This window comes from Kitasatospora sp. NPDC051170, assembly GCF_044455705.1.
GTDB lineage: Bacteria > Actinomycetota > Actinomycetes > Streptomycetales > Streptomycetaceae > Kitasatospora.
In genome coordinates this window covers 159,991-181,301 of the sequence record NZ_JBITFA010000015.1, presented here as the reverse complement: position 1 = coordinate 181,301, position 21,311 = coordinate 159,991, and the positions used below count along the sequence as shown (strand labels likewise).

24 protein-coding genes are annotated in these 21,311 nt (G+C 73.2%); 17 read left to right on the top strand and 7 right to left on the bottom strand.

Annotated elements, in window-relative coordinates; all coding sequences use genetic code 11:
* Nucleotides 1-111 precede the first annotated feature (111 nt).
* Complete coding sequence (locus tag ACIBCA_RS28615) at nt 112-543, bottom strand: SsgA family sporulation/cell division regulator (protein WP_396285892.1); 432 nt, start codon at nt 541-543, stop codon at nt 112-114.
* 306 nt (nt 544-849) lie between these two features.
* On the opposite strand from ACIBCA_RS28615, the gene ACIBCA_RS28610 reads away from it, so the two are divergent.
* The 5 genes from ACIBCA_RS28610 to ACIBCA_RS28590 all read left to right on the top strand — a co-directional run bounded on the left by ACIBCA_RS28610 (nt 850) and on the right by ACIBCA_RS28590 (nt 5,471).
* Complete coding sequence (locus ACIBCA_RS28610) at nt 850-2,685, top strand: DEAD/DEAH box helicase (protein ID WP_396285944.1); 1,836 nt, start codon at nt 850-852, stop codon at nt 2,683-2,685.
* Between the two features lie 232 nt (nt 2,686-2,917).
* Complete coding sequence (locus ACIBCA_RS28605) at nt 2,918-3,193, top strand: TM2 domain-containing protein (protein WP_031070254.1); 276 nt, start codon at nt 2,918-2,920, stop codon at nt 3,191-3,193.
* Between the two features lie 2 nt (nt 3,194-3,195).
* A complete protein-coding gene (locus tag ACIBCA_RS28600; RefSeq protein WP_396285891.1) occupies nt 3,196-3,636 on the top strand; it encodes a DUF2752 domain-containing protein in 441 nt (146 codons plus the stop codon).
* A gap of 339 nt (nt 3,637-3,975) precedes the next feature.
* Nucleotides 3,976-4,626, top strand: coding sequence for an IclR family transcriptional regulator (locus ACIBCA_RS28595; RefSeq protein ID WP_031070258.1), 651 nt, complete (start codon nt 3,976-3,978; stop codon nt 4,624-4,626).
* Nucleotides 4,627-4,664: 38 nt separating this feature from the next.
* Entirely contained in the window at nt 4,665-5,471 is an 807-nt protein-coding gene (locus ACIBCA_RS28590) for a S16 family serine protease (RefSeq protein WP_396285890.1), read from the top strand.
* Nucleotides 5,472-5,603: 132 nt separating this feature from the next.
* Here ACIBCA_RS28590 and ACIBCA_RS28585 read toward each other — a convergent pair whose 3' ends face one another.
* A complete protein-coding gene (locus tag ACIBCA_RS28585; protein ID WP_396285889.1) occupies nt 5,604-6,161 on the bottom strand; it encodes an Lrp/AsnC family transcriptional regulator in 558 nt (185 codons plus the stop codon).
* Nucleotides 6,162-6,363: 202 nt separating this feature from the next.
* On the opposite strand from ACIBCA_RS28585, the gene ACIBCA_RS28580 reads away from it, so the two are divergent.
* Nucleotides 6,364-6,963, top strand: a complete 600-nt coding sequence (locus tag ACIBCA_RS28580; protein ID WP_396285888.1) for a VOC family protein — start codon at nt 6,364-6,366, stop codon at nt 6,961-6,963.
* Between the two features lie 18 nt (nt 6,964-6,981).
* On the opposite strand, the gene ACIBCA_RS28575 is transcribed toward ACIBCA_RS28580, so the two are convergent.
* Complete coding sequence (locus ACIBCA_RS28575) at nt 6,982-7,518, bottom strand: hypothetical protein (protein ID WP_396285887.1); 537 nt, start codon at nt 7,516-7,518, stop codon at nt 6,982-6,984.
* A 161-nt stretch (nt 7,519-7,679) separates the two neighbouring features.
* On the opposite strand from ACIBCA_RS28575, the gene ACIBCA_RS28570 reads away from it, so the two are divergent.
* From ACIBCA_RS28570 to ACIBCA_RS28560, 3 genes are all read left to right on the top strand, one after another.
* The gene (locus tag ACIBCA_RS28570) at nt 7,680-8,384 is read left to right on the top strand and encodes a response regulator transcription factor (RefSeq protein ID WP_396285886.1); all 705 of its coding nucleotides are present in this window, start codon (nt 7,680-7,682) and stop codon (nt 8,382-8,384) included.
* On the top strand, nt 8,381-9,976 hold the full coding sequence (locus tag ACIBCA_RS28565) for a sensor histidine kinase (protein ID WP_396285885.1): 1,596 nt from the start codon (nt 8,381-8,383) through the stop codon (nt 9,974-9,976). The genes ACIBCA_RS28570 and ACIBCA_RS28565 overlap by 4 nt, the downstream gene beginning before the upstream one ends.
* Nucleotides 9,977-10,301: 325 nt before the next feature.
* Nucleotides 10,302-11,705 carry a glycosyltransferase 87 family protein gene (locus ACIBCA_RS28560; RefSeq protein WP_396285884.1) on the top strand — a complete coding sequence of 468 codons (1,404 nt, stop codon included), beginning with the start codon at nt 10,302-10,304 and terminating at the stop codon, nt 11,703-11,705.
* Nucleotides 11,706-11,876: 171 nt separating this feature from the next.
* On the opposite strand, the gene ACIBCA_RS28555 is transcribed toward ACIBCA_RS28560, so the two are convergent.
* Nucleotides 11,877-12,293, bottom strand: coding sequence for an SsgA family sporulation/cell division regulator (locus ACIBCA_RS28555; protein ID WP_396285883.1), 417 nt, complete (start codon nt 12,291-12,293; stop codon nt 11,877-11,879).
* Nucleotides 12,294-12,710: 417 nt separating this feature from the next.
* On the opposite strand from ACIBCA_RS28555, the gene ACIBCA_RS28550 reads away from it, so the two are divergent.
* On the top strand, nt 12,711-14,069 hold the full coding sequence (locus ACIBCA_RS28550) for an RDD family protein (RefSeq protein ID WP_396285882.1): 1,359 nt from the start codon (nt 12,711-12,713) through the stop codon (nt 14,067-14,069).
* A gap of 80 nt (nt 14,070-14,149) precedes the next feature.
* A complete protein-coding gene (locus ACIBCA_RS28545) occupies nt 14,150-14,815 on the top strand; it encodes an RDD family protein (RefSeq protein ID WP_396285881.1) in 666 nt (221 codons plus the stop codon).
* A 27-nt stretch (nt 14,816-14,842) separates the two neighbouring features.
* On the opposite strand, the gene ACIBCA_RS28540 is transcribed toward ACIBCA_RS28545, so the two are convergent.
* Entirely contained in the window at nt 14,843-15,064 is a 222-nt protein-coding gene (locus ACIBCA_RS28540; protein WP_396285880.1) for a hypothetical protein, read from the bottom strand.
* Nucleotides 15,065-15,264: 200 nt separating this feature from the next.
* Between ACIBCA_RS28540 and ACIBCA_RS28535 the strand changes: the two genes are divergently transcribed.
* The 4 genes from ACIBCA_RS28535 to mycP all read left to right on the top strand — a co-directional run bounded on the left by ACIBCA_RS28535 (nt 15,265) and on the right by mycP (nt 19,191).
* Nucleotides 15,265-15,966, top strand: a complete 702-nt coding sequence (locus ACIBCA_RS28535; RefSeq protein WP_396285879.1) for an endonuclease V — start codon at nt 15,265-15,267, stop codon at nt 15,964-15,966.
* Nucleotides 15,967-16,042: 76 nt separating this feature from the next.
* Nucleotides 16,043-16,486, top strand: a complete 444-nt coding sequence (locus ACIBCA_RS28530; protein ID WP_396285878.1) for a hypothetical protein — start codon at nt 16,043-16,045, stop codon at nt 16,484-16,486.
* Between the two features lie 23 nt (nt 16,487-16,509).
* Nucleotides 16,510-17,817: a WXG100 family type VII secretion target gene (locus tag ACIBCA_RS28525; protein WP_396285877.1), complete on the top strand. Its 1,308-nt coding sequence runs from the start codon at nt 16,510-16,512 to the stop codon at nt 17,815-17,817.
* Nucleotides 17,818-17,922: 105 nt separating this feature from the next.
* Nucleotides 17,923-19,191 carry a type VII secretion-associated serine protease mycosin gene (gene mycP / locus ACIBCA_RS28520; protein ID WP_396285876.1) on the top strand — a complete coding sequence of 423 codons (1,269 nt, stop codon included), beginning with the start codon at nt 17,923-17,925 and terminating at the stop codon, nt 19,189-19,191.
* Here the strand turns inward: mycP and ACIBCA_RS28515 are convergent.
* Entirely contained in the window at nt 19,185-19,424 is a 240-nt protein-coding gene (locus tag ACIBCA_RS28515; RefSeq protein ID WP_396285875.1) for a GNAT family N-acetyltransferase, read from the bottom strand. The genes mycP and ACIBCA_RS28515 overlap by 7 nt on opposite strands.
* A gap of 41 nt (nt 19,425-19,465) precedes the next feature.
* Nucleotides 19,466-20,119, bottom strand: a complete 654-nt coding sequence (locus ACIBCA_RS28510; RefSeq protein WP_396285874.1) for an NAD(P)-dependent oxidoreductase — start codon at nt 20,117-20,119, stop codon at nt 19,466-19,468.
* A 125-nt stretch (nt 20,120-20,244) separates the two neighbouring features.
* Between ACIBCA_RS28510 and ACIBCA_RS28505 the strand changes: the two genes are divergently transcribed.
* Nucleotides 20,245-20,655 carry a winged helix-turn-helix transcriptional regulator gene (locus ACIBCA_RS28505; RefSeq protein WP_396285873.1) on the top strand — a complete coding sequence of 137 codons (411 nt, stop codon included), beginning with the start codon at nt 20,245-20,247 and terminating at the stop codon, nt 20,653-20,655.
* An 81-nt stretch (nt 20,656-20,736) separates the two neighbouring features.
* Nucleotides 20,737-21,306: a DinB family protein gene (locus ACIBCA_RS28500; RefSeq protein WP_396285872.1), complete on the top strand. Its 570-nt coding sequence runs from the start codon at nt 20,737-20,739 to the stop codon at nt 21,304-21,306.
* Nucleotides 21,307-21,311 lie beyond the last annotated feature (5 nt).

The following is a 21,311-nucleotide window of genomic DNA, read 5'->3' as shown; positions in this document are numbered from 1 at the left end:
ATCCCCTCGGGCATCCTCCCGGGCATCCTCCCGGGCCCCGGACCCGGGCGGACGACGAGGCGGTGGGACGGCCGGGAGCGCGTGCGGGCGCTCCCGGACGCCGGACCGCCGTCAGCCGAGCAGTTCGGCGAGCGCGCGGTCGGCGTCCAGGTGCAGGTGCTCCTCGCCCTCGGGGACGAGCAGGCGGCTGCGCCACAGGAAGCGCCGCAGGTCGGTGGTGTCGAACTGGATCAGCGCCGTGCCCTCCGGGGCCCGCAGCTCGACCAGGGTGCGGCGGCCGACCGCCGGGCGGACGTGGACGTCGCCGGCGCCGGAGGGCAGCTCCAGGCCGGAGGCGAGCAGCTGGCGGGCGAAGACCCAGACGATGTCCTCGGCCCCGGGGCCGCCGGTGGCGTCGCCGTCCAGGGAGAACTCGGCGGGGAAGGCCATCCGGACGGCCAGCGGGTCCTCCGGGAGGTAGGTCAGCAGGACGTGGAGCCGGGCGGAGCGCTGCGGGGAGAGGATCAGGCGGGCCTGGGCGGTCTCTTCGACGGAGTTGTGCACGGGTGGATCCCTTCGTTCTGCCGCGGGGCCGTGAGGGCAGAGGGGTGGGGCGGCCCCGCACTGGTGAGAGCACCGTGGAGGGATGCGATTACCCGGTTCACGGGGTGATTCACTGTGATCCGCGTCACACAGATTTCCGGCCGCCCCGGCCCGGCGCGGGCCACCGCCTGGAGGCCCGTTCGACGGCGGCCCGGTAGGCTGGGCGGGTTGTCCGACCGCCGACCGACCGCGGGGCGGGGCCTCGAAAACGCCTCTGACCTGCGATGATCCCCCTCGGAGCCCGTGTCTACCGCCGCCGCCTCCTCGATGCCGCTGTTCTCCGACGCGCCTGACTCGCAGGCGCCCGTCCGGCCGGTGGGCCATGCCGCCCCCGCCTCCTCGCACCACCTGTCGCCGGCCTTCCCCGGCCGCGCCCCCTGGGGCACCGCGGGCAAGCTGCGGGCCTGGCAGCAGGGCGCGCTGGACAGGTACATCGAGACCCAGCCGCGCGACTTCCTCGCGGTCGCGACCCCCGGCGCAGGCAAGACCACCTTCGCGCTCACCCTGGCCTCGTACCTGCTGCACAACCACCTCGTGCAGCAGATCACCGTCGTCGCCCCGACCGAGCACCTCAAGAAGCAGTGGGCCGAGGCCGCCGCCCGGATAGGGATCAAGCTGGACCCGGCGTACTCCTCCGGGCCGCTCTCCCGGGAGTACCACGGCATCGTGGTCACCTACGCGGGCGTCGGGGTCAACCCGATGCTGCACCGCAACCGGACCGAGGCCCGCAAGACCCTCGTGATCATGGACGAGATCCACCACGCCGGTGACTCCAAGTCCTGGGGCGAAGCCTGCTTCGAGGCCTTCGAGCCCGCCACCCGCCGCCTCGCGCTGACCGGGACGCCGTTCCGCTCGGACACCAACCCGATCCCGTTCGTCGCGTACGACGCGGGCAGCGACGGCATCCGCAAGTCCGTCGCCGACTACACCTACGGCTACGGGCACGCGCTCGCCGACCACGTCGTCCGCCCGGTGATCTTCCTCAGCTACAGCGGCAACATGCGCTGGCGCACCAAGGCCGGTGACGAGCTGGAGGCCCGGCTCGGCGAGCCGATGACCAAGGACCTCATCGCCCAGGCGTGGCGCACCGCGCTCTCCCCGCAGGGCGAGTGGATCCCCGCCGTGCTCCAGGCCGCCGACCGGCGCCTCACCGAGGTCCGCAAGGCCATCCCCGACGCGGGGGGCCTGGTGATCGCCACCGACCAGAACGTGGCCCGCGCCTACGCCAAGATGCTGCGCGAGATCAGCGGCGAGAAGGTCACCATCGTCCTCTCCGACGAGGCCGAGGCGTCGAAGCGGATCTCCGAGTTCTCGGAGGGCACCTCGCGCTGGATGGTCGCCGTCCGCATGGTGTCCGAGGGCGTCGACGTGCCCCGGCTGGCCGTCGGCGTGTACGCCACCTCGATCTCCACCCCGCTGTTCTTCGCCCAGGCCGTGGGCCGCTTCGTGCGCGCCCGCAAGCGCGGCGAGACCGCCTCGGTGTTCCTGCCGACCATCCCGATGCTGCTCGGCTTCGCCAACGAGATGGAGGTCCAGCGCGACCACGTGCTGGACCGGCCCAAGAAGGAGGGCGACGGCCTCTTCGACGAGGAGGACCGGCTGCTCGCCGAGGCCGAGAAGGCCAACGACGGGCCCGACGGCGCCGGCGGCGAGGAGTTCTCGTACGAGGCGCTAGGCTCCGACGCCGTCTTCGACCGCGTGCTGTACAACGCCATGGAATTCGGCATGCAGGCCCATCCGGGAAGCGAGGAGGAGGAGGACTACCTCGGCATCCCGGGCCTGCTCGAACCCGACCAGGTGCAGATGCTGCTGCAGAAGCGTCAGCACCGGCAGATCCAGCGCAGCAGGACCAAGCCCGCCGAGGAGGCCGACCTCCTGGAGATGCCGGCCGAGCAGCGGCCGGTCGTCACCCACCAAGAGATGCGCGAGCTGCGCAAGGAGCTGAACGCGCTGGTGGCCGCCTGGCACCACCGCACCAGCCAGCCGCACGGCACCATCCACAACGAGCTGCGCCGCGAGTGCGGCGGGCCGCTCACCGCGCAGGCGACGGCGAACCAGTTGAAGGCGCGGATCGCCCGCATTCGGGAATGGGCCGCGAAGTAACGGTCCGCCAGGGCGATTTCGGGGGGCGGGGCGGGTGCGGACGGGCTGAGGACGGGTCGGGGACGGACCGGTGGGGGCAATTCGGAAAACCGTAGTGCGATATGACATTCCGGTATACGTGAGGGACTCATGAAGACAACCGGTGTGATGAGTCGCTAATGTTTCGCGTGCCTCACCACCCGGCAGCGGCCGTCCGCCGCGCCGGATCTGTCACTCAAGGAGCGCAGCGAACGTGTCGTACCCCCCTCAGCCCGGCCAGCCGTACCCGGGTCAGCCGTACTACCCGGGCCAGCCCGAGTACTCGGACAAGTCGAAGATCGTTGCGGGCATCCTGCAGCTGTTCCTCGGCGGGTTCGGCATCGGCCGTTTCTACACCGGCCACATCGGCATGGGTGTCGCCCAGCTCCTGACCTGCGGCGGCTTCGGCATCTGGGCCCTGATCGACGGCATCATGTTCCTGGTCAGCAACGACCGCACGGACGCCCAGGGTCGTCTGCTGCGCGGCTGACCTTGCGCGACACCCCCAGCACGGCGCGCCGCCCCGGTTCCGGCCGGGGCGGCTTCGCCGTGCCCGCGCGCCTGCGGACCGCGGGCCTCCCGCTCGCCGCTCTCCTCGGCGGACTGGCCGGGTCGGCGTACCTGTGGACGCGCGACCCCCACCTGCCCGGGCAGGCGCTGCCGTTCTGCCCCTTCCGGCGGGTCACGGGCCTGCAGTGCCCCGGCTGCGGCGGCACCCGGATGACGTACGACCTCCTGCACGGCGACCTCGCGGCGGCCTTCCACGACAACGCGCTGCTGCTGCTCTCGCTCCCGCTGGTCGCCCTGATGTACCTGACCTGGCTGCGCGAGGGGCTCGCCGGGCGCAGCTGGAGCCCGCCGCTCGGGCGGCGCGGCACGGCGGCGGTGCTCGGCACGGCCGTGGCGTGGGCCCTCGTGCGCAACCTCTGGTGAGCGACTCCCTCTGACCCGATGTGTCCGGTTTTCGGATCGGGTCCGAACCCGTGTGCCGATCGGCCGGGTGGTCTGAGGCGGTTCGTCCGGATTTCCCGACGGCGTTGGTGACGATCACGCCCGAATTTTGGACAACCACTTCCGTCCCGACATTTCCTTCACTACCTTTCCCCCACGCTCTTCCGCCGGGCGACCCCCGCGGGACGGGCACCGCAGGGCCGCACGGGCGTCAAGGACGACACCGTACGGCCCGAGCGCGGCCACCCCGCCTGCGCGCGACACCGACCTCTGGACCGGAGCCGCCCGCATTGCGAGCGCCGCGGGAAAGGAACGCCCGTCGTGACTGCCGAGACCTCCCAGACCCTGGACCGTGGTGTCAGGGTCCTCAAACTCCTCGCCGACTCCGAGCGCGGACTGACCGTCACCGAGCTCGCCGCCCGGCTGGCCGTCAACCGCACCGTGGTCTACCGGCTGCTCGCCACCCTCGAACAGCACGGCCTCGTCCGCCGGGACATCGGCGGACGCGCCCGCGTCGGCCTCGGCGTGCTGCGCCTCGCCCACCGGGTCCACCCGCTGCTGCGCGAGGCCGCGCTGCCCGCCCTGCGCAGCCTCGCGGAGGACCTCGGCGCCACCGCCCACCTCACCCTGGTGGACGGCAACGAGGCGCTGGCCGTCGCCGTCGTCGAGCCCAGCTGGACGGACTTCCACGTCGCCTACCGCACCGGGCTGCGCCATCCGCTCACCGAGAGCGCCGCCGGCCGGGCGATCCTGGAGGCCCGGGGCTTCCCCAGCCAGCGGCGGCCCGAACAGGGCTTCGTCATCACCCGCGCGGAGGAGCAGTCCGGCGCGAGCGGCGCGGCCGCCGCCCTCGTCGGGCTCAGCGGCATCGAGGGCAGCGTCGGCGTGGTGATGCTCAGCGGCATGGTCCCCGAACGGGTCGGCCCCCGGGTGGTGGAGGCGGCCACCGAGGTCGCGGACGCCCTGAGGTAGGGCCCGCTGAGTCTCCCGGGTGTGTTTGGATTCCCTTTGTGTCCGAGACCAAGCCACTCAAGGCCCTGACCTCCCCGCGCACCCGCACCCTCGCGCTGTGCGGGGTGCTGGTGACCGCGCTGTTCGGTGTCGCCGCCTTCGTCCCGCTGCCCTACACGCTCACCTGGCCGGGGCTGACCGCGGACACCCTGGGCAGCTACCAGGACCGGCCGGTGATCACCATCACCGGGGCGCCGGTGCGCGCCACCGAGGGCGAGCTGCGGATGGTCACCATCTCGGCCACCAACCCGGGGGAGAAGACGACCTTCTGGCGCGCGCTCCAGGCGTGGTTCGACCCCAAGGAGGCGGTGCGTCCGACCGAGACCGTCTACCCGCAGGGCGACCCGGCCAAGGCCGAGGAGGTGACGGCCCAGCAGATGGCGGACTCGCAGGACAGCGCCACCGCGGCCGCGCTCGACTACCTCCACCTGTCCCCGGCGCAGGTGAAGGTCAAGGTCGACCTCGGGGACGTCGGCGGCCCGAGCGCCGGGCAGATGCTGGCACTGGGCATCGTCGACAAGCTCGCCGGGGACGGCAAGGGCGGCGACCTCACCGGCGGGCTCAAGGTCGCGGGCACCGGCACCATCGAGAAGGACGGCAAGGTCGGCGCGGTGGGCGGCGTCCCGCTCAAGACGCAGGCGGCCGCCCGGGACGGGGCCACGGTGTTCCTGCTGCCCAAGGACGAGTGCACGGACGCCAAGGTCAACACGCCCAGGACGCTGCGGCTGGTGCCGGTGGGCACGCTCGGCGAGTCGATCGCCGCGCTGCAGGCGCTGAGGAGCGGCGGGAACGTGCCCAGCTGCTGACGGTTCCGGGGCTCAGTCGCTCCGGGTCACCCCGGGTCACCCCGGGTCACCTTGGGTCTCGGAATCCGAAGGCCGCCGAGGCGAGGTCGTCGCCGAGCCTGCCGCGCAGCCGGGTCCGTCCGGGGGACCGTCCTACTCGGCGGCTGCCTGGTCCACGAGCGGCAGGATGCGGTACGGCACCGGGTTCTCCAGCGCGATCGCCGTGGCGGAACGGACGATCCCGTCGAAGCCCACCACCCGGTCGATCACCCGCTGGAGGTCGGCGTTGGAGCGGGCCACGATCCGCACCATCATGTCCCCGGCCCCGGTGATGGTGTGCAGCTCCAGCACCTCCGGCACCCGCGCCAGGTGCGCCCGGACGTCCGCGCCCTGACCCTGGGAGATCTCCAGGGTGGCGAAGGCCGTCACCGGGTACCCGAGCGCCGCCGGGTCGACCTCCGGGCCGAACCCGCCGATGACGCCCTTGGCCTGCAGCCGGTCCAGCCGCGCCTGCACGGTGCCCCGGGCGACCTGGAGGCGGCGCGAGCACTCCAGCACGCCGATGCGGGGCTCCTCGGTCAGCAGCCGGATCAGCCGGCCGTCCAAGGCGTCGATCGCGTCGTTGGTGCCGCCGCCCTGGACGGGTGAAGGCGCCTGCGGGGCGGGGGAGTTGGCCGGGCCGGGCGGGCTCGGGGCGTTGGCGGGGGGCATCGTGGCTCCGTCCTGGGGGCGCTTCGCGATGGGCATTCTGTACAGCGGTGCGGCCGATTGTCCCGTCCGGGCGCGCAGCTTGACCAGGATGAAACGGAACAGTTGCGTGCCGGTCGACCCGGCGCCACCCTCCAGCCACGACCCCGTGCAGGCCCCTGATCCGGCCGCCGGGGCGGTTCGTACGTCGACCGGGAGGGCCGTCATGACCGACACCGCCGCCGAACCCCTGCGCCTGGCCGTCCCGGGAGCCGCCTTCGGGGATGCCGTTCTCGGGAGCTCGGCCTTCGGGGCCGCCGCTTTCGGGGACGCCGCTTTCGGGGACGGTGAGGTGTTCCCGGCGGGCCGCGCCGACGCGGTGGTGTTCGTGGTCGGCGACGCGGAGCGGGCCGCCCGTCGCTACCGCGCCGCGCTCGGGCTGCGCTGCGTCGCCTACGCCGGGCCCGAGACCGGCGAGCCCGAGACGGTCTCGTACGTGCTGGCCGCGCCGGGCACCCGGATCGTCCTCACCTCCCTGGTGCAGGTGATCGGCCCGCGCGGGCGGGAGCTGGCCGGATTCCTGGCCCGGCACGGGGACGGCGTGCTGGACCTCGCGGTGGGCGTGCCGGACGTCCACTACGCCTACGACTACGCGGTGGACCGGGGCGCGCTCTCCCTCGCCGAGCCGTACGAGGCGCGGGACGCCTTCGGCACGGTGGTGCTGGCCACCATCGGGGTGCCGGGCGGGACCAGGCACACGCTCGTCGACCGGGCCGGGTACGCGGGGCCGTACCTGCCGGGGTACGTGCCCTTCGAGGGGTGGTGAGGGCCGGCCTGCGGGCCGTCAGCGGACCGCGGTCTCCACGATCGGGGCGTGGCCGTTCCAGGCGACGAACACCGAGTTGGCCTGCTCGTCCTTGACGAAGTCCACCCGCAGCCACATGTCGCCGTTCCACACCTTCATCTGCCAGCCCGGGTCCGGGACGGCGGAGACCAGCGAGGCCTTGTCCGGGCGCAGGTCCAGCGCGACCCGGCCCCCGGGGACGGGCACGCTCTGCACAGTGGACGTCGCGGTGGGCGCGGGCGTCGTCGGCCGACGGGTGGGCGGCGCGGTGGCCTGAGCCGGGGCGCGGGTCGCCGCGGCGGTGGCCGGGGCCGACGCCGGGGTCTCGGTCTGCGCGGGCGTCGGGGTGGGGGCCGGTGTCGCGGTGGGCACGGCGGACTGCGGGGCGCCGGCGAGCTTCGGGGAGGGCAGCGGCAGGGCGGTGGGCCGCTCGAACGCCGCGCCGTTCAGCACCGCGTGCACCCCGAGCCAGGACAGCAGCACCGCCGCTCCGGTGGCCGCCACCCAGGCGCCGAGTTGTACCAGTCCGTTCCGCATCGTTCGCACATCCTGCCGCATCCGCGGGCCGGTACCGACCGGCAGCTTCGAATTGAGCCAGCCCCGTTGTGACCCTGGAGAGTTGAACCTTGGCCGGTCCTGGCCCGAGCTACGACCCGAGGTACAGACCACTGCCCGCCGATGGCGTACCGTGCAGGGCCATGGCAACAGTGCTCGTGGTCGAGGACGACCCCTTCGTACGCTCCGCCCTCATCCGCCACCTCACCGACACCGGCCACGCCGTCCGCAGCGTGGGCACCGCGCTGGAGGCGCTGCGGGAGGTGGCCCAGGTCGGCTGCGACCTGGTGATCCTCGACCTGGGCCTGCCGGATCTCGACGGCAGCGAGGCACTCAAGATGATCCGGGGGCTGACCAACGTGCCGGTGATCATCTGTACCGCGCGCGACGACGAGGCCGAGATCGTCCGGCTGCTCAACGACGGCGCCGACGACTACCTGGTGAAACCTTTCTCCGGAGAGCATCTGAGTGCCCGGATGACCGCCGTGCTGCGCCGCCTGGGCGGCGGCGCGGCCCCCGCCACCCAGGTGCTGCGGGTGGGCGGCCTCGCCATCGACCTCCAGCGCCGCGAGGCCGTCCTGGACGGCACCGCGCTGGACCTGACCCGCCGTGAGTTCGACCTGCTCGCCTTCCTCGCGCGCCGGCCCGGGGTGGTCGTGCCGCGCAAGGAGATCCTCGCCGAGGTGTGGCAGCAGACGTACGGCGGCGACCAGACCATCGACGTCCACCTGTCCTGGCTGCGCCGCAAACTCGGCGAGACCGCCTCCAGCCCCCGCTACCTGCACACCGTCCGGGGCGTCGGGGTCCGGCTGGAAGCCGCCGGGGGGCTCGCGGAGCACCGGACATGAGGAGGTTCGGACACTCGCTGCGCTGGGCCCTCGTCAAGGCCGCGGTCGCCGGGACGACCATGGTGGCGCTGGCCTTCCTGATCCCGCTCGGCCTGATGGTCCAGCAGACCGCTCGCGACCGTGCCTTCACCGCCGCCGAGCGGCAGGCCGCCGCGCTCGGGCCCGCGCTGGCCATCACCACCGACCAGGACGCCATCAACCGGGCGCTGGCCAGCACGGACGCGGGCGGGCAGGGGCGGATGGCGGTGCACCTGCCGGCGCCGACCGGGGCGGCGGTGCTGCCGGGGATGGCCGGGGCGGCGGGGACGGCCGGGATGCCGGGGGCGCCCGCGGGGGGCGGCTCCGGGGCCGGGGCGTCGGGGACCGGGGGGTCGGGGACCGGGGGGTCGGGGACCGGGGCGTCGGGGGCGGCGCCCGGGGGCGTCCCGCTGGGGCCCGCCGTCGGCGGCGGGCCCGGGGGCCCGACCATCGGGACGGTCCGCGCGGCCTCCGAGGCCGTCGGCACCGCCCGCTCGCAGGGCCGAGCCTTCACCGTCGCCGTGCCCGGCGGCTACGCGCTGCTCCAGCCCGTCGCCGTCGACACCGGCCGTACGGCGGTCGTCGAGGTCTTCGTGGCCGAGAGCGACCTCACCCGGGGCGTCGCCACCGCCTGGCTGGTGCTCAGCGGGGTCGCGCTCGGGCTCGTCGCCATCTCGGTGCTGGTCGCCGACCGGATGGGCTCCCGGATCGTCGCCTCCGCCCGCCGGCTCGCCACCGCCGCACGGTCACTGGGCACCGGCAACCTCACCGTGCGCGTCCCGCTGGAGGGCAAGCAGGCCGCCGACAGCCCCGAGGAACTGCGCGAGGCCGCCCAGGCGTTCAACGCCATGGCCGACCGGGTCGTCCAACTCCTCGCCGCCGAGCGCGAACTGGCCGCCGACCTGTCGCACCGGCTGCGCACCCCGCTCACCGTGCTGCGCCTCAACGCCGCCTCGCTCGGGGACGGGGACGCCGCCGACGCCACCCGGCACGCCGTCGCCCAGCTGGAGCGCGAGGTCGACCAGATCATCCGCGCCGCCCGCCGTGACCCCGAGGACGCCCAGCCCGCCGTCCCCGTCGGCTGCGACGCCGCCGAGGTGATCCGCGAGCGGGTCGGTTTCTGGTCCGCCCTCGCCGAGGACGAGGGCCGCCCCTGGCAGCTGGCCGGCGCCGAGCAGCCCGCGCCCGTACCCGTCCAGCGCGGCGACCTGGCCGCCGTCGTGGACGCGCTGCTCGGCAACGTCTTCCGGCACACGGCCGTCGGCACCGCCTTCTCGGTGGACGTGCTGGTCGCCGGCTCCTCCGTGATCGTGCTGGTCGGCGACGCCGGACCGGGCTTCGCCGACCCGGCCACCGCCCTCAGACGCGGCGAGGGCGACGGCGGGGAGGGTTCCACCGGGCTCGGCCTGGACATCGTCCGCAAGCTCGCCGAGTCCACCGGCGGGGACCTCGCGCTCGGGCGCTCCGCGGTGCTCGGCGGCGCCGAGGTGCGGCTGCGGATGCGTACGCGGCCGTCCGAGGGCGAGGCCCGGGCCGGGCGGCGGCGCAGCCGGGGGGCGCTCTTCCAGCGGTGAGGGGTGGCCGTTCCTGGAGAGCGGCTGTTCTTGAGAGGGGCCGTTCCTTAAGAGGGGCCTAAGGGAGTTCTACCCCTGGCTCAGGCCCCTGCCCTCGCCGCCCGGCGGTGGCTAGCGTCGGTCGGGCCGGTCGGATTCCCTCGGTGCCCTGCGCAGGCCGAGCCCGTCCGGCCCCCGGTGCGGCCCCGGCCGTCCGTGCTCCGTCCGCAGCCGAGCACGGGCGACCGGGGCCCGCTCGTCACTGTCCGTAGTCGATCGACCCAGGGCCTGTCCCGTCGGCATCCGGTATCGTCGCTGGTTGGCCGAGCGGTGGACGGAGACAGCGGTGACAGCGGTGCAAGACGAGCGCAGAGCGGTACGGACCGTCCCCGAACCCTCACCCGCCTCACTGTCCGACCGGCTCCGTTTCGCGCTCGGCGCCCCGGCGCGCGCGCTGCGCGAGGCCCCGCGCCGTCCGCTGATGGTCGCCTCGGCCTTGGCGCTGCTGTCCCTGGTCGCGTACGCGGTGGTCCGCCACTTCGTGCACACCTCGATGGTCGACATGATCGTCTACCGGGCGGAGGGCGCCGCCGTCGCCAACGGCACCGACCTGTACGCACTGCGCGTCACCGAGTGGAACCTGCCCGCGACCTACCCCCCGTTCGCGGCCATGATGTTCGTCCCCACCACCTGGCTCCCGGTGCCGATCCTGCGCGTGGTGATCACTCTGGGCAACATCGCGCTGCTCGCCGTGCTCGCCCACCTGTCCTTCAAGCTCGTCGGCTGGCCGCGCCGCGAACTGCGGGCGATCGGCGTGGTCCTGGTCACCGGCTTCGGCGTCTGGCTGGAGCCCGTCTTCACCACGCTCCGCTACGGCCAGATCAACCTCGCCCTCGCCTGCCTGATCCTCTGGGACCTCACCCGCCCCGACGGCCGCCGCAGCAAGGGCGTGGCGATCGGCATCGCCGCCGGCCTCAAGCTCACCCCCGGGCTGTTCGCCGTCTACCTGCTGGTCACGGGCCGCGTCCGGGCCGCCTTCACCGCCGGGCTGACCTTCCTCGGCACCTTCCTGATCGGCGCGCTCTTCCTGCCCGACGCCACCTGGGGCTTCTGGACCAAGTACCTGTACGACTCCTCCCGGGTCGGCAAGACCGAGATCGTCGACAACCAGTCGCTGCGCGGCGCCTTCGCCCGCCTGCTGCACACCACCGAGCCCGGCCTCGCCGCCACCCTCGGGGCCGCTCTGGTCGCGCTGGCCGGCCTCGCCGTCGCCGCCTGGGCCTACCGCAGCGGCCGCTGGCTGCCCCGCTCCGAGGCGTGGGGCGTCTGCTGCGCGGCCGTCACCGCCGTGCTGATCTCCCCGATCAGCTGGACCCACCACTGGATCTGGTGCGTGCCGGTGCTCGTCCTGCTCGCCTCCGAGGCGTCCGTCGAGCGGGCGCGCCCCGACGGCGTGCGCCGGGTGCGCTGGCGGGCCGTGTTCTGGGCCACGCTGCTGGCGTTCCTGTCCTTCGCCATGTGGCTGGCGAAGCCGCTCGGGCCCGCCGTCCTCCACATGTCAGCGCTGCGCCAGCTGCCGACCTCGGTGTATCCGTGGGTCGGGCTCTGCTTCCTGCTCGCCGCCGCCGTCCGGATAAGGGCCCGGCGCCGCTCCGCCGGGGCCCCGCTCGTCCGGCTGCCCGGACAGCGGCGCGACGGCGCCGGCCCGGACGCCGCCCGCGGTCGTCAGCAGGCCCCCGCGGCCCGCTGAGCCGGCGGGGGCGCCGTTCGGCTTCCTCTTCGGCTTCGTCTTCGGCTTTGTCTTCTTCGGCTTCGTCGTCTCGCTGCTGTTGCTGCTGCTCTGGTCGTCCTTCGGGGCGGCTTGGGGTTGGGCGTGGGCGTGGTGCGTGAGCACGTGCCAGTGCACGCTGCGGCGCACGGCCTAGGCGAGCAGCTCGGCGAGCGAGCCGTCCATGTCGAGGGTGGCCATCTCACTGCCCGGCGGGACGAGCCGGTGCGCCTTCTCCAGCCAGGCCGCGACGGCCGGCAGCGGCGCCTCCAGCAGCGCGTCCCCGGCCGGGGAGCTGAGCGCCATGCAGAGCACGCTGCGCCGGCCCGAGCGGGTCGGCCAGATCCGCACGTCCCCCTGGCCGCACGGGCGGAAGGTGCCCTCGACCAGCAGCTCGCGGGCGAACACCCAGGTCACCGGGTTGCCGCTGTCCAGGTGGAAGGTGATGTAGACCGCGTACGGGTCGTGGCTGCCGTACGACAGCCGGGCCGGGACGGGGACGCTGTGCTCCGGGGAGAGCACGAGGTTCAGCTCCAGCTCGTGCTCGACGACGCTGACGGGACGCTCCATGACCGTCTTCCTCTCTCTGCTGCGCTGCCTTGGGACCTTTGGCCTTGTGACCTTTGAGAGGGCCGTGCGCGCCGGCTCTTACACGCGTTTCCCGAATTTCTTCGGGAAGTTCCGTGAGGGGTGGTGAACGGGAGGGCGTGCGGCGCGCGGGATGGGGCCGCGCGCCGGGCGTGACCCGGCCGCCCATACCCCGGGCGGGCTCCGGGTGTCCGGGGATTCGCCGATTTCCCCTCGCCGCTGCGGTGAGGTACTACCCTTTGTGACTGCCCGGCGACTGTCCGCCCATCGGCAAGGCCCCCGCACGCGCGCCGAGAGGCGTGCGCCGGGCGCGCGGCTTCGCGCAGGTTTTCCGCTTTCCGCGCAGGTTTTTCGGTTCCCAGGCTTCCGAGCGTCCAGGCCCCAGGAGAGAAGACCCCCATGACGGACCGCCCCATCGCCGACGCCGGCGACCCGGCCGTCGCACCCGAGCCGGGCTACTACCCGGACCCGTCCATCCCCGGCTTCGTCCGGTACTGGGGCGGCTCGGCCTGGGTGCCCGGCACCAGCCGCCTCGCCCCCGCGGAGGGCGAGGTGCTGGAACCGCCCCGCTTCGCCACCCGGCGCCCGCCCGCCCCCGGCGGGCTCGCCACCGGGGGCAGGGTGGTGCCGCCGCCGGTGGTCGGCCCCGGGCGGAACGCGGCGGGGGACACCGGACCGGTCTACCTCGACCAGACGACGGGCGGGGCGTCCTTCGTCCTCGGGCCGCAGGTGACGGGGGAGCCGGTGGTCGCGGGCACCGAGGCGGAGGCCGAACCGGCCGGGGGGCCGGTGTTCCGGGCGGTCGAGGTGGTTGATGCGGTCGGGGCGGTTGATGCGGTTGATGCGGTTGATGCGGTTGATGCGGTTGAGGTGGCTGGGGCGGTCGGGACGGCCGGGGCGGTCGGGGCGGTCGGGGCGGTCGGGCCCGAGGCCTCCGGCTGGCAGGCCGATCCCCGTGCCCAGCACGGGCTGCTGGAGACGGGCGGTGCGCCGCGCTGGGTCTCCTGGGGGGCGCTTCCGGAGGCACCCGAGGTGAAGGAGGGGCGTGCGGAGGAGGTGCGCGCTCCTGTTGCCGTCGAGGTGGCCGCGGCCGTCGCCCCGGCCGCGGCGGTGGTGGTGCGGAAGGCGTCGCCACCGCCGGTTCCGGTGCCCGTTGCCGTGCCCGCTCCCGTACCCGCTCCCGCCCCTGCTCCTGTCGTACGGCGGGAGGCGGCCGTTCCGAGGGCGCGCAAACCCGCCGGGCGCCGCCGGCCCGCCGCCGTACCGGCCGGACTCGGGAGACGGCTGGCCGCGCGGATCGTCGACACCGCGGTGATGCTGGCCGCCGCGGCCGCCGCCGGGGTCCCGCTCGGGCACTCGGTCTCCGACCACCTCCAGCAGAAGTTCGACCAGGCGAAGATGGCCAGCGTCCTCACCCACCGCCAGGTCCAGGTCTGGCTGGTGGACGGCGTCGTACTGGGCAAGGCCGGCGTGCTGGTCGGCGTCCTCCTCTTCGTCGGCCTGCTCTACGAGGTGCTGCCGACCGCCCGTACCGGCCAGACCTTCGGCAAGCGGCTCGCCCGGGTCCGGGTCGTCGACGCCGCGGCCGCCGCCTCCGGCGGGCGTTCCCGGCTGGGCTTCGGCCGCTCGCTGCTGCGATGGGTCGTCCGGCAGTTCGGCCTCGTCCTGCTGCTCGGGCTGATCTGGCCGCTGTTCGACCGTCCGGCCCGGCGCGGCTGGCAGGACCGGGCGGCCCGGACCAGGGTGGTGCGCGGCTGAGGCTGCGCCATTCCCGCCCCGGCAGGCAAAACGGACTGAATATCCCGAAGCGTGCGAATGTGTGATGTTCTACTCGGGGGATGAGCACCCACGACCCCTCAGGCCCCGAGCCGGAGGGGGGCGACAAGCCCTCCTTCGACAAGCAGCCCCCGCAGCCGGGCCCCGGCGCGTACGGCGGCAGCTACGGCGGCGACCCGTACGGGAACCAGCACGGCGAGAATCCGTACGGCCAGAGCCCCTACGGCGAGAATCCGTACGGCCAGAACCCGCACGACCAGCCGTCCGGCCACGGCACGCCCGGCGCCGGCCCCGTCCCCGGGATGCCGCCGCTCGGCACCTGGCCCCGGCGCATCCTCGCCCGCCTGATCGACTACCTGCTCATGCAGGCCATCGGCGCGATCATCGTCGCGCCCTTCGCCGACCTCAGCGAGCGCAACGGTTCCGCGGGCGCCTTCTGGGTCGGCGCCCTCCTCTACCTCGTGTACGAGGCCCTGATGCTCAGCCGGGACGGCCAGACCCTCGGCAAGAAGGCGATGAAGATCCGCGTCGCCATGCTCATCGACGGCACCCCGCCCACCCAGTCCGCCGCCTGGACCCGCGCCGCCGTCTTCATCCTGCCCGCCGTGCTCTGCTGCGCCGCGCTCTGGTGGCTCGTCGACGGCCTGTGGGGCGTCTTCGACAAGCCCTACGGGCAGTGCATCCACGACAAGGCGGCGAAGACCGTGGTGGTCACCACCGAGGTCTGACGGCCCCTCCGCAACGCCCGGTGGTGCTCAGCGCTGCCGGGCGTACTCGCGTCCGGCGGCCGCAGGACGGGAAGGATCGGTCGCACGCGACGACAGCACCGTCACCAGGGTGCCGAGCGCCAGTGCGAACGCCACCAGCACCGCGACCTCCAGGACGCCGGAGGCGCCCGAGACGGCCAGCAGCGCCACCGTGGCGGCGACGACGGTGAACGAGCCGAGGAAGAACTGGGGAACGGACGGACGCGGCATGGCGGGGGGTCCTTCGCACGTCGGGGGAACGGGCGGGAGGTGCGTCTTCGGTCAGTCCAGGCTAAGGCCCGGGCCCCGGGAGCACGGGGGGCGCACGGGCTCATCGCGGGGTCGTCCGGCCCTCCGGCCTCTCGGTACGGTGAGCGGGACCGCGTCCGTCCACACCGTCCACTCCGAATCGAACTTGGGGGAACCGTCCCGTGCCCATCCCCGCCGGCTGGCCCACCACCGAGACCCAGGCGCTCGCCGAACAGGAACGGCTGCGGCCGCTCGTCCGGGCCCACGACGACGCGGAACTCCCCGGGCGGCTCATCGCCGGCGTGGACGTCGCCTACGACGACGAGCACGACCTCGTCGCCGCCGCGGCCGTCCTCCTCGACCGGAACACCCTCGACGTGGTCGAACAGGCCACCGCCGTCGGGCGGATCGCCTTCCCGTACGTCCCCGGACTGCTCGCCTTCCGTGAACTCCCCGCCGTCCTCGACGCGTTGGCCGCACTGAAGCAGACCCCCGACACCGTCGTCTGCGACGGCTACGGCCTCGCCCACCCCCGCCGCCTCGGCCTCGCCAGCCACCTCGGCGTCCACACCGGACTGCGCACCCTCGGCGTCGCCAAGACCCCGTTCACCTTCCACCACACCGACCCCGGCCCCGAACGCGGCGCCTGGAGCCCCCTCACCGACCCCGCCACCGGCGAGGAGGTCGGCCGCGCCGTCCGCACCAGGCCCGGCGTCAAACCCGTCTACGTCTCCGTCGGCCACCGCATCGGCCTCGACACCGCCGTCCGCACCACCCTCGAACTCGCCACCCGCTACCGCCTCCCCGAAACCACCCGCCACGCCGACTCCCTCTGCCGCCGCGCCCTCGCCGACGCCCTGCGAACCCGGACGCCCTCGAACTGACCGTGCGCCAGGCCGGATTGACCGACGGTGTGTTAGACATGACACACGCGAACGGACGCACGGGGGAGGCGCCGCAGTGTCATCGGGAACCGGCTCGACCGGCGGAGCCGGCCAGGGGTACCGCGTCGAGGTCGAACAACTCCGCACCTTCGCGGGCCAGGTGCGGACCATGCTCCGCACCTTCGACAAACACGCCAACGGCACCGCCACCCACGTACACACCGGCCTCGGCAAGGACGCCTTCGGCACCTTCGTGGAAGCCACCGAACTCCAAGGCCGCTACGAGTCCATGCGCAACGCGCTGCGGGACATCCTCAACCAGCTCCAGAAGGCCGTCGACGAGGCCCAGCACAAGGCCGAACTCACCGCCAGCACCTACGAGGACCACGAACACCACGCCGCGAAGAAACTCAAACTCGCCGGCGACGGCTGGTCCGCGGCCACCCCCTCGAAGGCCAGCGAGGACGCGTACCAGGACGGCCTCCACCTGCCCCAGTGGGGCAACAAGAACCCCGACTGACCCGAGCGGAGGCGAACGCCGTCATGGGCTACACCAACTTCAACCAGTTCAGCCACGCCGAACTGCGCAAGATGGCCAAGGCGCTCAACCCCGGCGCGGTCATGGCGGCCGGCGACCCCTGGCACAAGGCGGCCGAAACCCTCAAAGACATCCGCCAACGCCTCGCCAAATACAGCAGCGAAGCCGTCGGCACCTGGGAAGGCCCCACCAGCGAGGCATTCCACAAGCGGATGCTCGACCTGTCGAACCGCCTCAACCTCGCAGCCGCCTACGCCCAGGACGCCGGCAACACGCTGCACAACATGTCCGAGGCCATGGCGAAGGCCAAGCGCGACATGCCCGAGGAGCCGGGCATCTGGGACAAGACGAAGGACACGGCAAGCGACTTCGTCGACTTCGTGACAGGCGACGGCGAGGACGAGCACGTAGGCATCACCGCCCGGAAGAAGGCGGAGGCCGCCCAGGTGATGCAGACACTCGCGATGCACTACCGGATCGCGACCCCGGGCCTGAAGACCCCGCCGCCGTTCACGAATGTCATCGAGGACTCCCGGGACGTAGGGCCGCAGAACGACCCCACCGGCGCGGCGGCAGCGGCCGCAGCAGTCGCAGGGGTTTCGGCGGGAGCGGGAGCGCCTGCCCGGTCCACGAACGGCTTCGAGCCTCGGCGTTCGAAGTCGGCGCCGTCCGTGAAGACGGCGCCGACTGCCACGACCGACTCGGGTATCAAGGGGGGTACCGCGCAGATCCCGTCGAAGCCCTCCACGATGGGTAAGGGACCAGCCGTCGAGATCTCCGGCACTCCTCTGCCGACGCAAAGTGGGAGTGTTCCCGCTCCTGCTACCGCAGGGGCCCAAACCACGGTGCTGAACACCAATCAAGCGGCGAATCCCGTCGGTCCGTTCGGCGGTCAGGCCAAGTCTGCCGGGCCGGGCGGGAAGGACCTGTTGGGCGGCGGGCCGCCGCCGCTGGAAGGCGTGGGTCCACGCGACGGTCGAGCTGTGGTCGGGGGACGCGGTGCTGTCGGCAAGGGCATGAGCGGCCCGGTGGGCCGGCCGGGTGGTGTCGTCGGAGGGGTGGTTCGGCCCGGGATCGGTGAAGGGGCCAAGCGGGCCTTCACCGAAGGCGGTTCGGGTCTGGGGGCTCGGGGCCGGTTCCGAGGCGAATCGGGTGTCGGTGCCACCGGTCCCATGCCTCACGGTGTCCCGATGGGTGAGGGGCACGGCCGGAGGAAGGGCCGGGGAAGGGACGGCAAGCGGCCGGACTACCTCGTCGAGGACGAGGAGACCTGGGCGTCGGACCAGCCGGTCAATCCGAACGTGGTGGAATGAGCCGTCTGCTGACGGACGGTTGATCTGATTGCATCCCGCAGATCGGTTCGGTGATCTGCGGGATGCCTTGTCGATTGGGGTGAACGAGGTTTGACGCGCCGCCGGTTGGCACGAGGCACCGCGGTCCTGGCCGCGGGGGCCCTGCTCTGGGTCCTGGCGGGACCGGTCGCGTCGGCCGACGAGATCCGGGACCACCAATGGGCCCTGAAGGCCTTCGAGGCCGAAACGAAGGTCTGGCCGGTCAGCCAGGGCGAAGGTGTGGTCGTTGCCGTCATAGACACCGGGGTCAGCCAGGATCACCAGGACCTGACAGGGCAGGTTCTCCCCGGGGGCGACTTCTCCGGTGGTCAGTCAGACGGCCGATCGGACACCGATGGTCATGGCACCGGGATGGCAAGCCTGATCGCAGGGCATGGGCACGGCGCGCAGGCAGGAACGATGGGTCTGGCGCCGAAGGCGAAGATCCTGCCGGTGAAGATCAGGACGGGGCTCGACAGCCTCGACGCCCAGGGTGATCTGCCCCATGCGATTCGATTCGCGGTGGATCACGGTGCCACGGTCGTCAACATGTCCGTCACTGGCGCGTACCGGCTCGACCCCGAGGTGCGTGCGGCTGTGGCCTACGCGGTGTCGAAGGACGTGGTCCTGGTGGCCGGAACGGCCAACGAGGGACTCACCACGGTCGGTTATCCCGCTGCCTTCCCCGGCGTCATGGCCGTGGGGGCGGTCGATTCCGCAGGTGGCGTCTGGAAGCGCTCCAACACGGGCCCTGAGACCACGCTCGTCGCGCCAGGGGTGGAGATCTACCATGCCTCCGCGAAGTCGACGACGGCTTATGCGATCGGGGACGGTACGTCCGACTCCACCGCGTACGTCTCCGCGACCGCAGCACTGATTCGCTCGAAGTACCCGAACCTGTCCGCCGGGCAGGTGATCAATCGGATGATCACCACCGCTACCAAGCCGGCGGACGGGTCGAAGGTGCCGAGTGATCGGTACGGCTACGGGGTGGTGTCTCCCGCGAAGGCGCTGGAGGCGAATCCTGCCGTCGACGACGGCACACGGGACAACCCCCTGCTGGGGCGGCCGGAGTCGCAGGGAGCACCGGAGGAGCCTTCGACCGCGGTTCCCGACCAGGCTCCGCCCGATCACAGCGCCGACGACACCGGCGACGTGATCGCCGTGGCGATCGTCGCGGCCGGGTGTCTGGCGGTGGTCGGGCTGGTGGCGCTGGTGGTCGTGCTCGTGGTCCGTTCGGGGCGGCGGAAGCGCCGCGCGGAGGCGGAGGCGGCGCTGCCTTCGTATCCCCACTCCCACCCCTACGCCCCGACTCCTCCTCCGCCCGTCCGGCCGCCTGCCCCGCCGCGTCAGTGAGTGGCGAGCCATTCCTCCCGTAGGGCCGCCATGGTCAGGGTGTCCCAGTACCGCCCGTCCCAGTGGTGGGATTGGCGGGCGCGGCCTTCGAGGATGAAGCCGGCCTTCTCGTAGGAGCGGATGGCGCGTTCGTTGCACTCGTACACGTCGAGGTGGACGCGGTGGAGGCGGATGGTCTCGAAGGCGTGGCGCAGGAGGAGGAGGGCGGTTCGGGCGCCGAGGTCGGTGGTCATGGCGCCAGGATCGGTGGCCGCCTGCCGGTTCGTCCACGTGTTCAGTCGGCGACGGCGATCTGCTCGCGGTGGTGGGCGGGGGTGGTGAGTTCGTCGACGACGGCGATGGCGAGGTCGGCCTGGGCGATGCGGGTGCCGAGGACCTGGGGGCCGCCGGTGCGGTAGTGGCCGGTGGCGGGGGCGGTGCGGTCGAGGTCCATGGGCGGGGTGACGACGACCCAGTCGAGGTCGGCGGGGGAGGTGCGGAGCAGGTCGAGGGCGGTGGCGTGGCCGAGGGAGAAGGCGCGGTACTCGGCGGGGAAGGCGGGGTCGTCGTGGACGGCGACGCCGGGTGCGGTTTCGAGGGTGGTGGCGACGCCGACGCTGACGAGCCGTTGTACGCGGGCCTGGCCGAGGCCCGTGACGAGGGCGGTGGTGGCGGCGCCGTAGAAGTCGGTGGACGGCGTGTCCGGGGTGTAGACGGAGCTGACGGCGGCGCGGTGCCCCTGCCCGGTGGCGGCGACGGCGTCCGCGTCGGTGACGTCGCAGGCGACCAGCCGGACGCCGGGGCCGGCGAGTTCGGCGTGGCGGGCGGGGTCGCGGACGGCGGCGGTGACGGTGAGACCGCGTCGGCGGGCCTCGGCGACGACGGCCCGGCCGACCTGGCCGCCCGCGCCGTAGACGATGACATCGGTGACGTCCTGGGTGCTGCCCATGGCGGTGTCCGTTCCGCTCGTGGGCGGGCGCTGTCGCCCGCCGTTGAGGGGACGGTAGGTCAGGGGGTGCCGGTTACTTCAACGGTACCGGCGCGACCGTGCGGGGGCCGGGGTACGGTCGGGGCATGACGCAGAGCGTGCTGGAGCCGCTGTCGGCGGACTTCTTCCCCGCCGACTGCCCCGTGCAGACCGTGCCGGTGCTGGGGAGCAGGAAGTGGGCCTGGAAGATCATCCGCTGTCTGGAGGGCGGCCCGCGCCGGTTCTCGGAGCTGCGGGTGCCGCTGGGGGCGATCACCGCGAAGGTGCTGGCGGAGTCGTTGCGGTCGATGGAGCAGGACGGCGTGGTGTCGCGGACGGAGTTCGCGGAGAACCCGCCCCGGGTCGAGTACGCGCTGACGCCGCTGGGCCGGACGCTGCTGGGGCCGATGGACGCGGTGTGCACGTGGAGCCGCGCGAACCTGCAGGGCCTGCTGGAGGCCCGGGCGGAGTACGAGCGCGAGCACGAGAACGAGCACGAGAACGAGCACGCGTACTGACCCACCCCCTGGCGGCATTTCGGCGACGGCTGGCGGTCCTGCCGCTGGTGGGCGGGGTGGCGAGGCGGAGATGCTGGGCCCATGAGCACCGAGCAGCACGCCGCGAGCGCGGCCGAGGAGATCGTCCCCGACACCAAGGACTGGACCTGGGTCCTGGAACGCCCCTGCCCCGACTGCGGGTTGAACACCCCGGCGGTGGTGCGGGAGGACGTCGCCGGGATGATCCGGGCGAACGCGGAGGGCTGGCTGGCCCTCCTGGGCGGGGGCGGGGAGGACGAGCTGCGGCTGCGCCCGGAGCCGGCGGTGTGGTCGCCGCTGGAGTACGCCTGCCACGTCCGGGACGTCTTCCGGCTGTTCCACGTCCGGTTGAACCTGATGCTCGACGAGGACGGCCCGCTCTTCCCGAACTGGGACCAGGACGAGACGGCCCTGGCCGAGCGCTACGGCGAGCAGCGGCCGGGCGTGGTGGCGGGGGAGCTGGCGGAGGCCGCGGAGACGCTGGCCGCGGCCTTCGAGGCCGTGGCGGGGGAGCAGTGGCTGCGCACCGGTGCCCGTAGCGACGGGGCCCGTTTCACGGTGGAGTCCTTCTCCCGCTACCTGATCCACGACCCGGTCCACCACCTCGTCGACGTGACGGGCGCGCGGGTCTGAGCCGG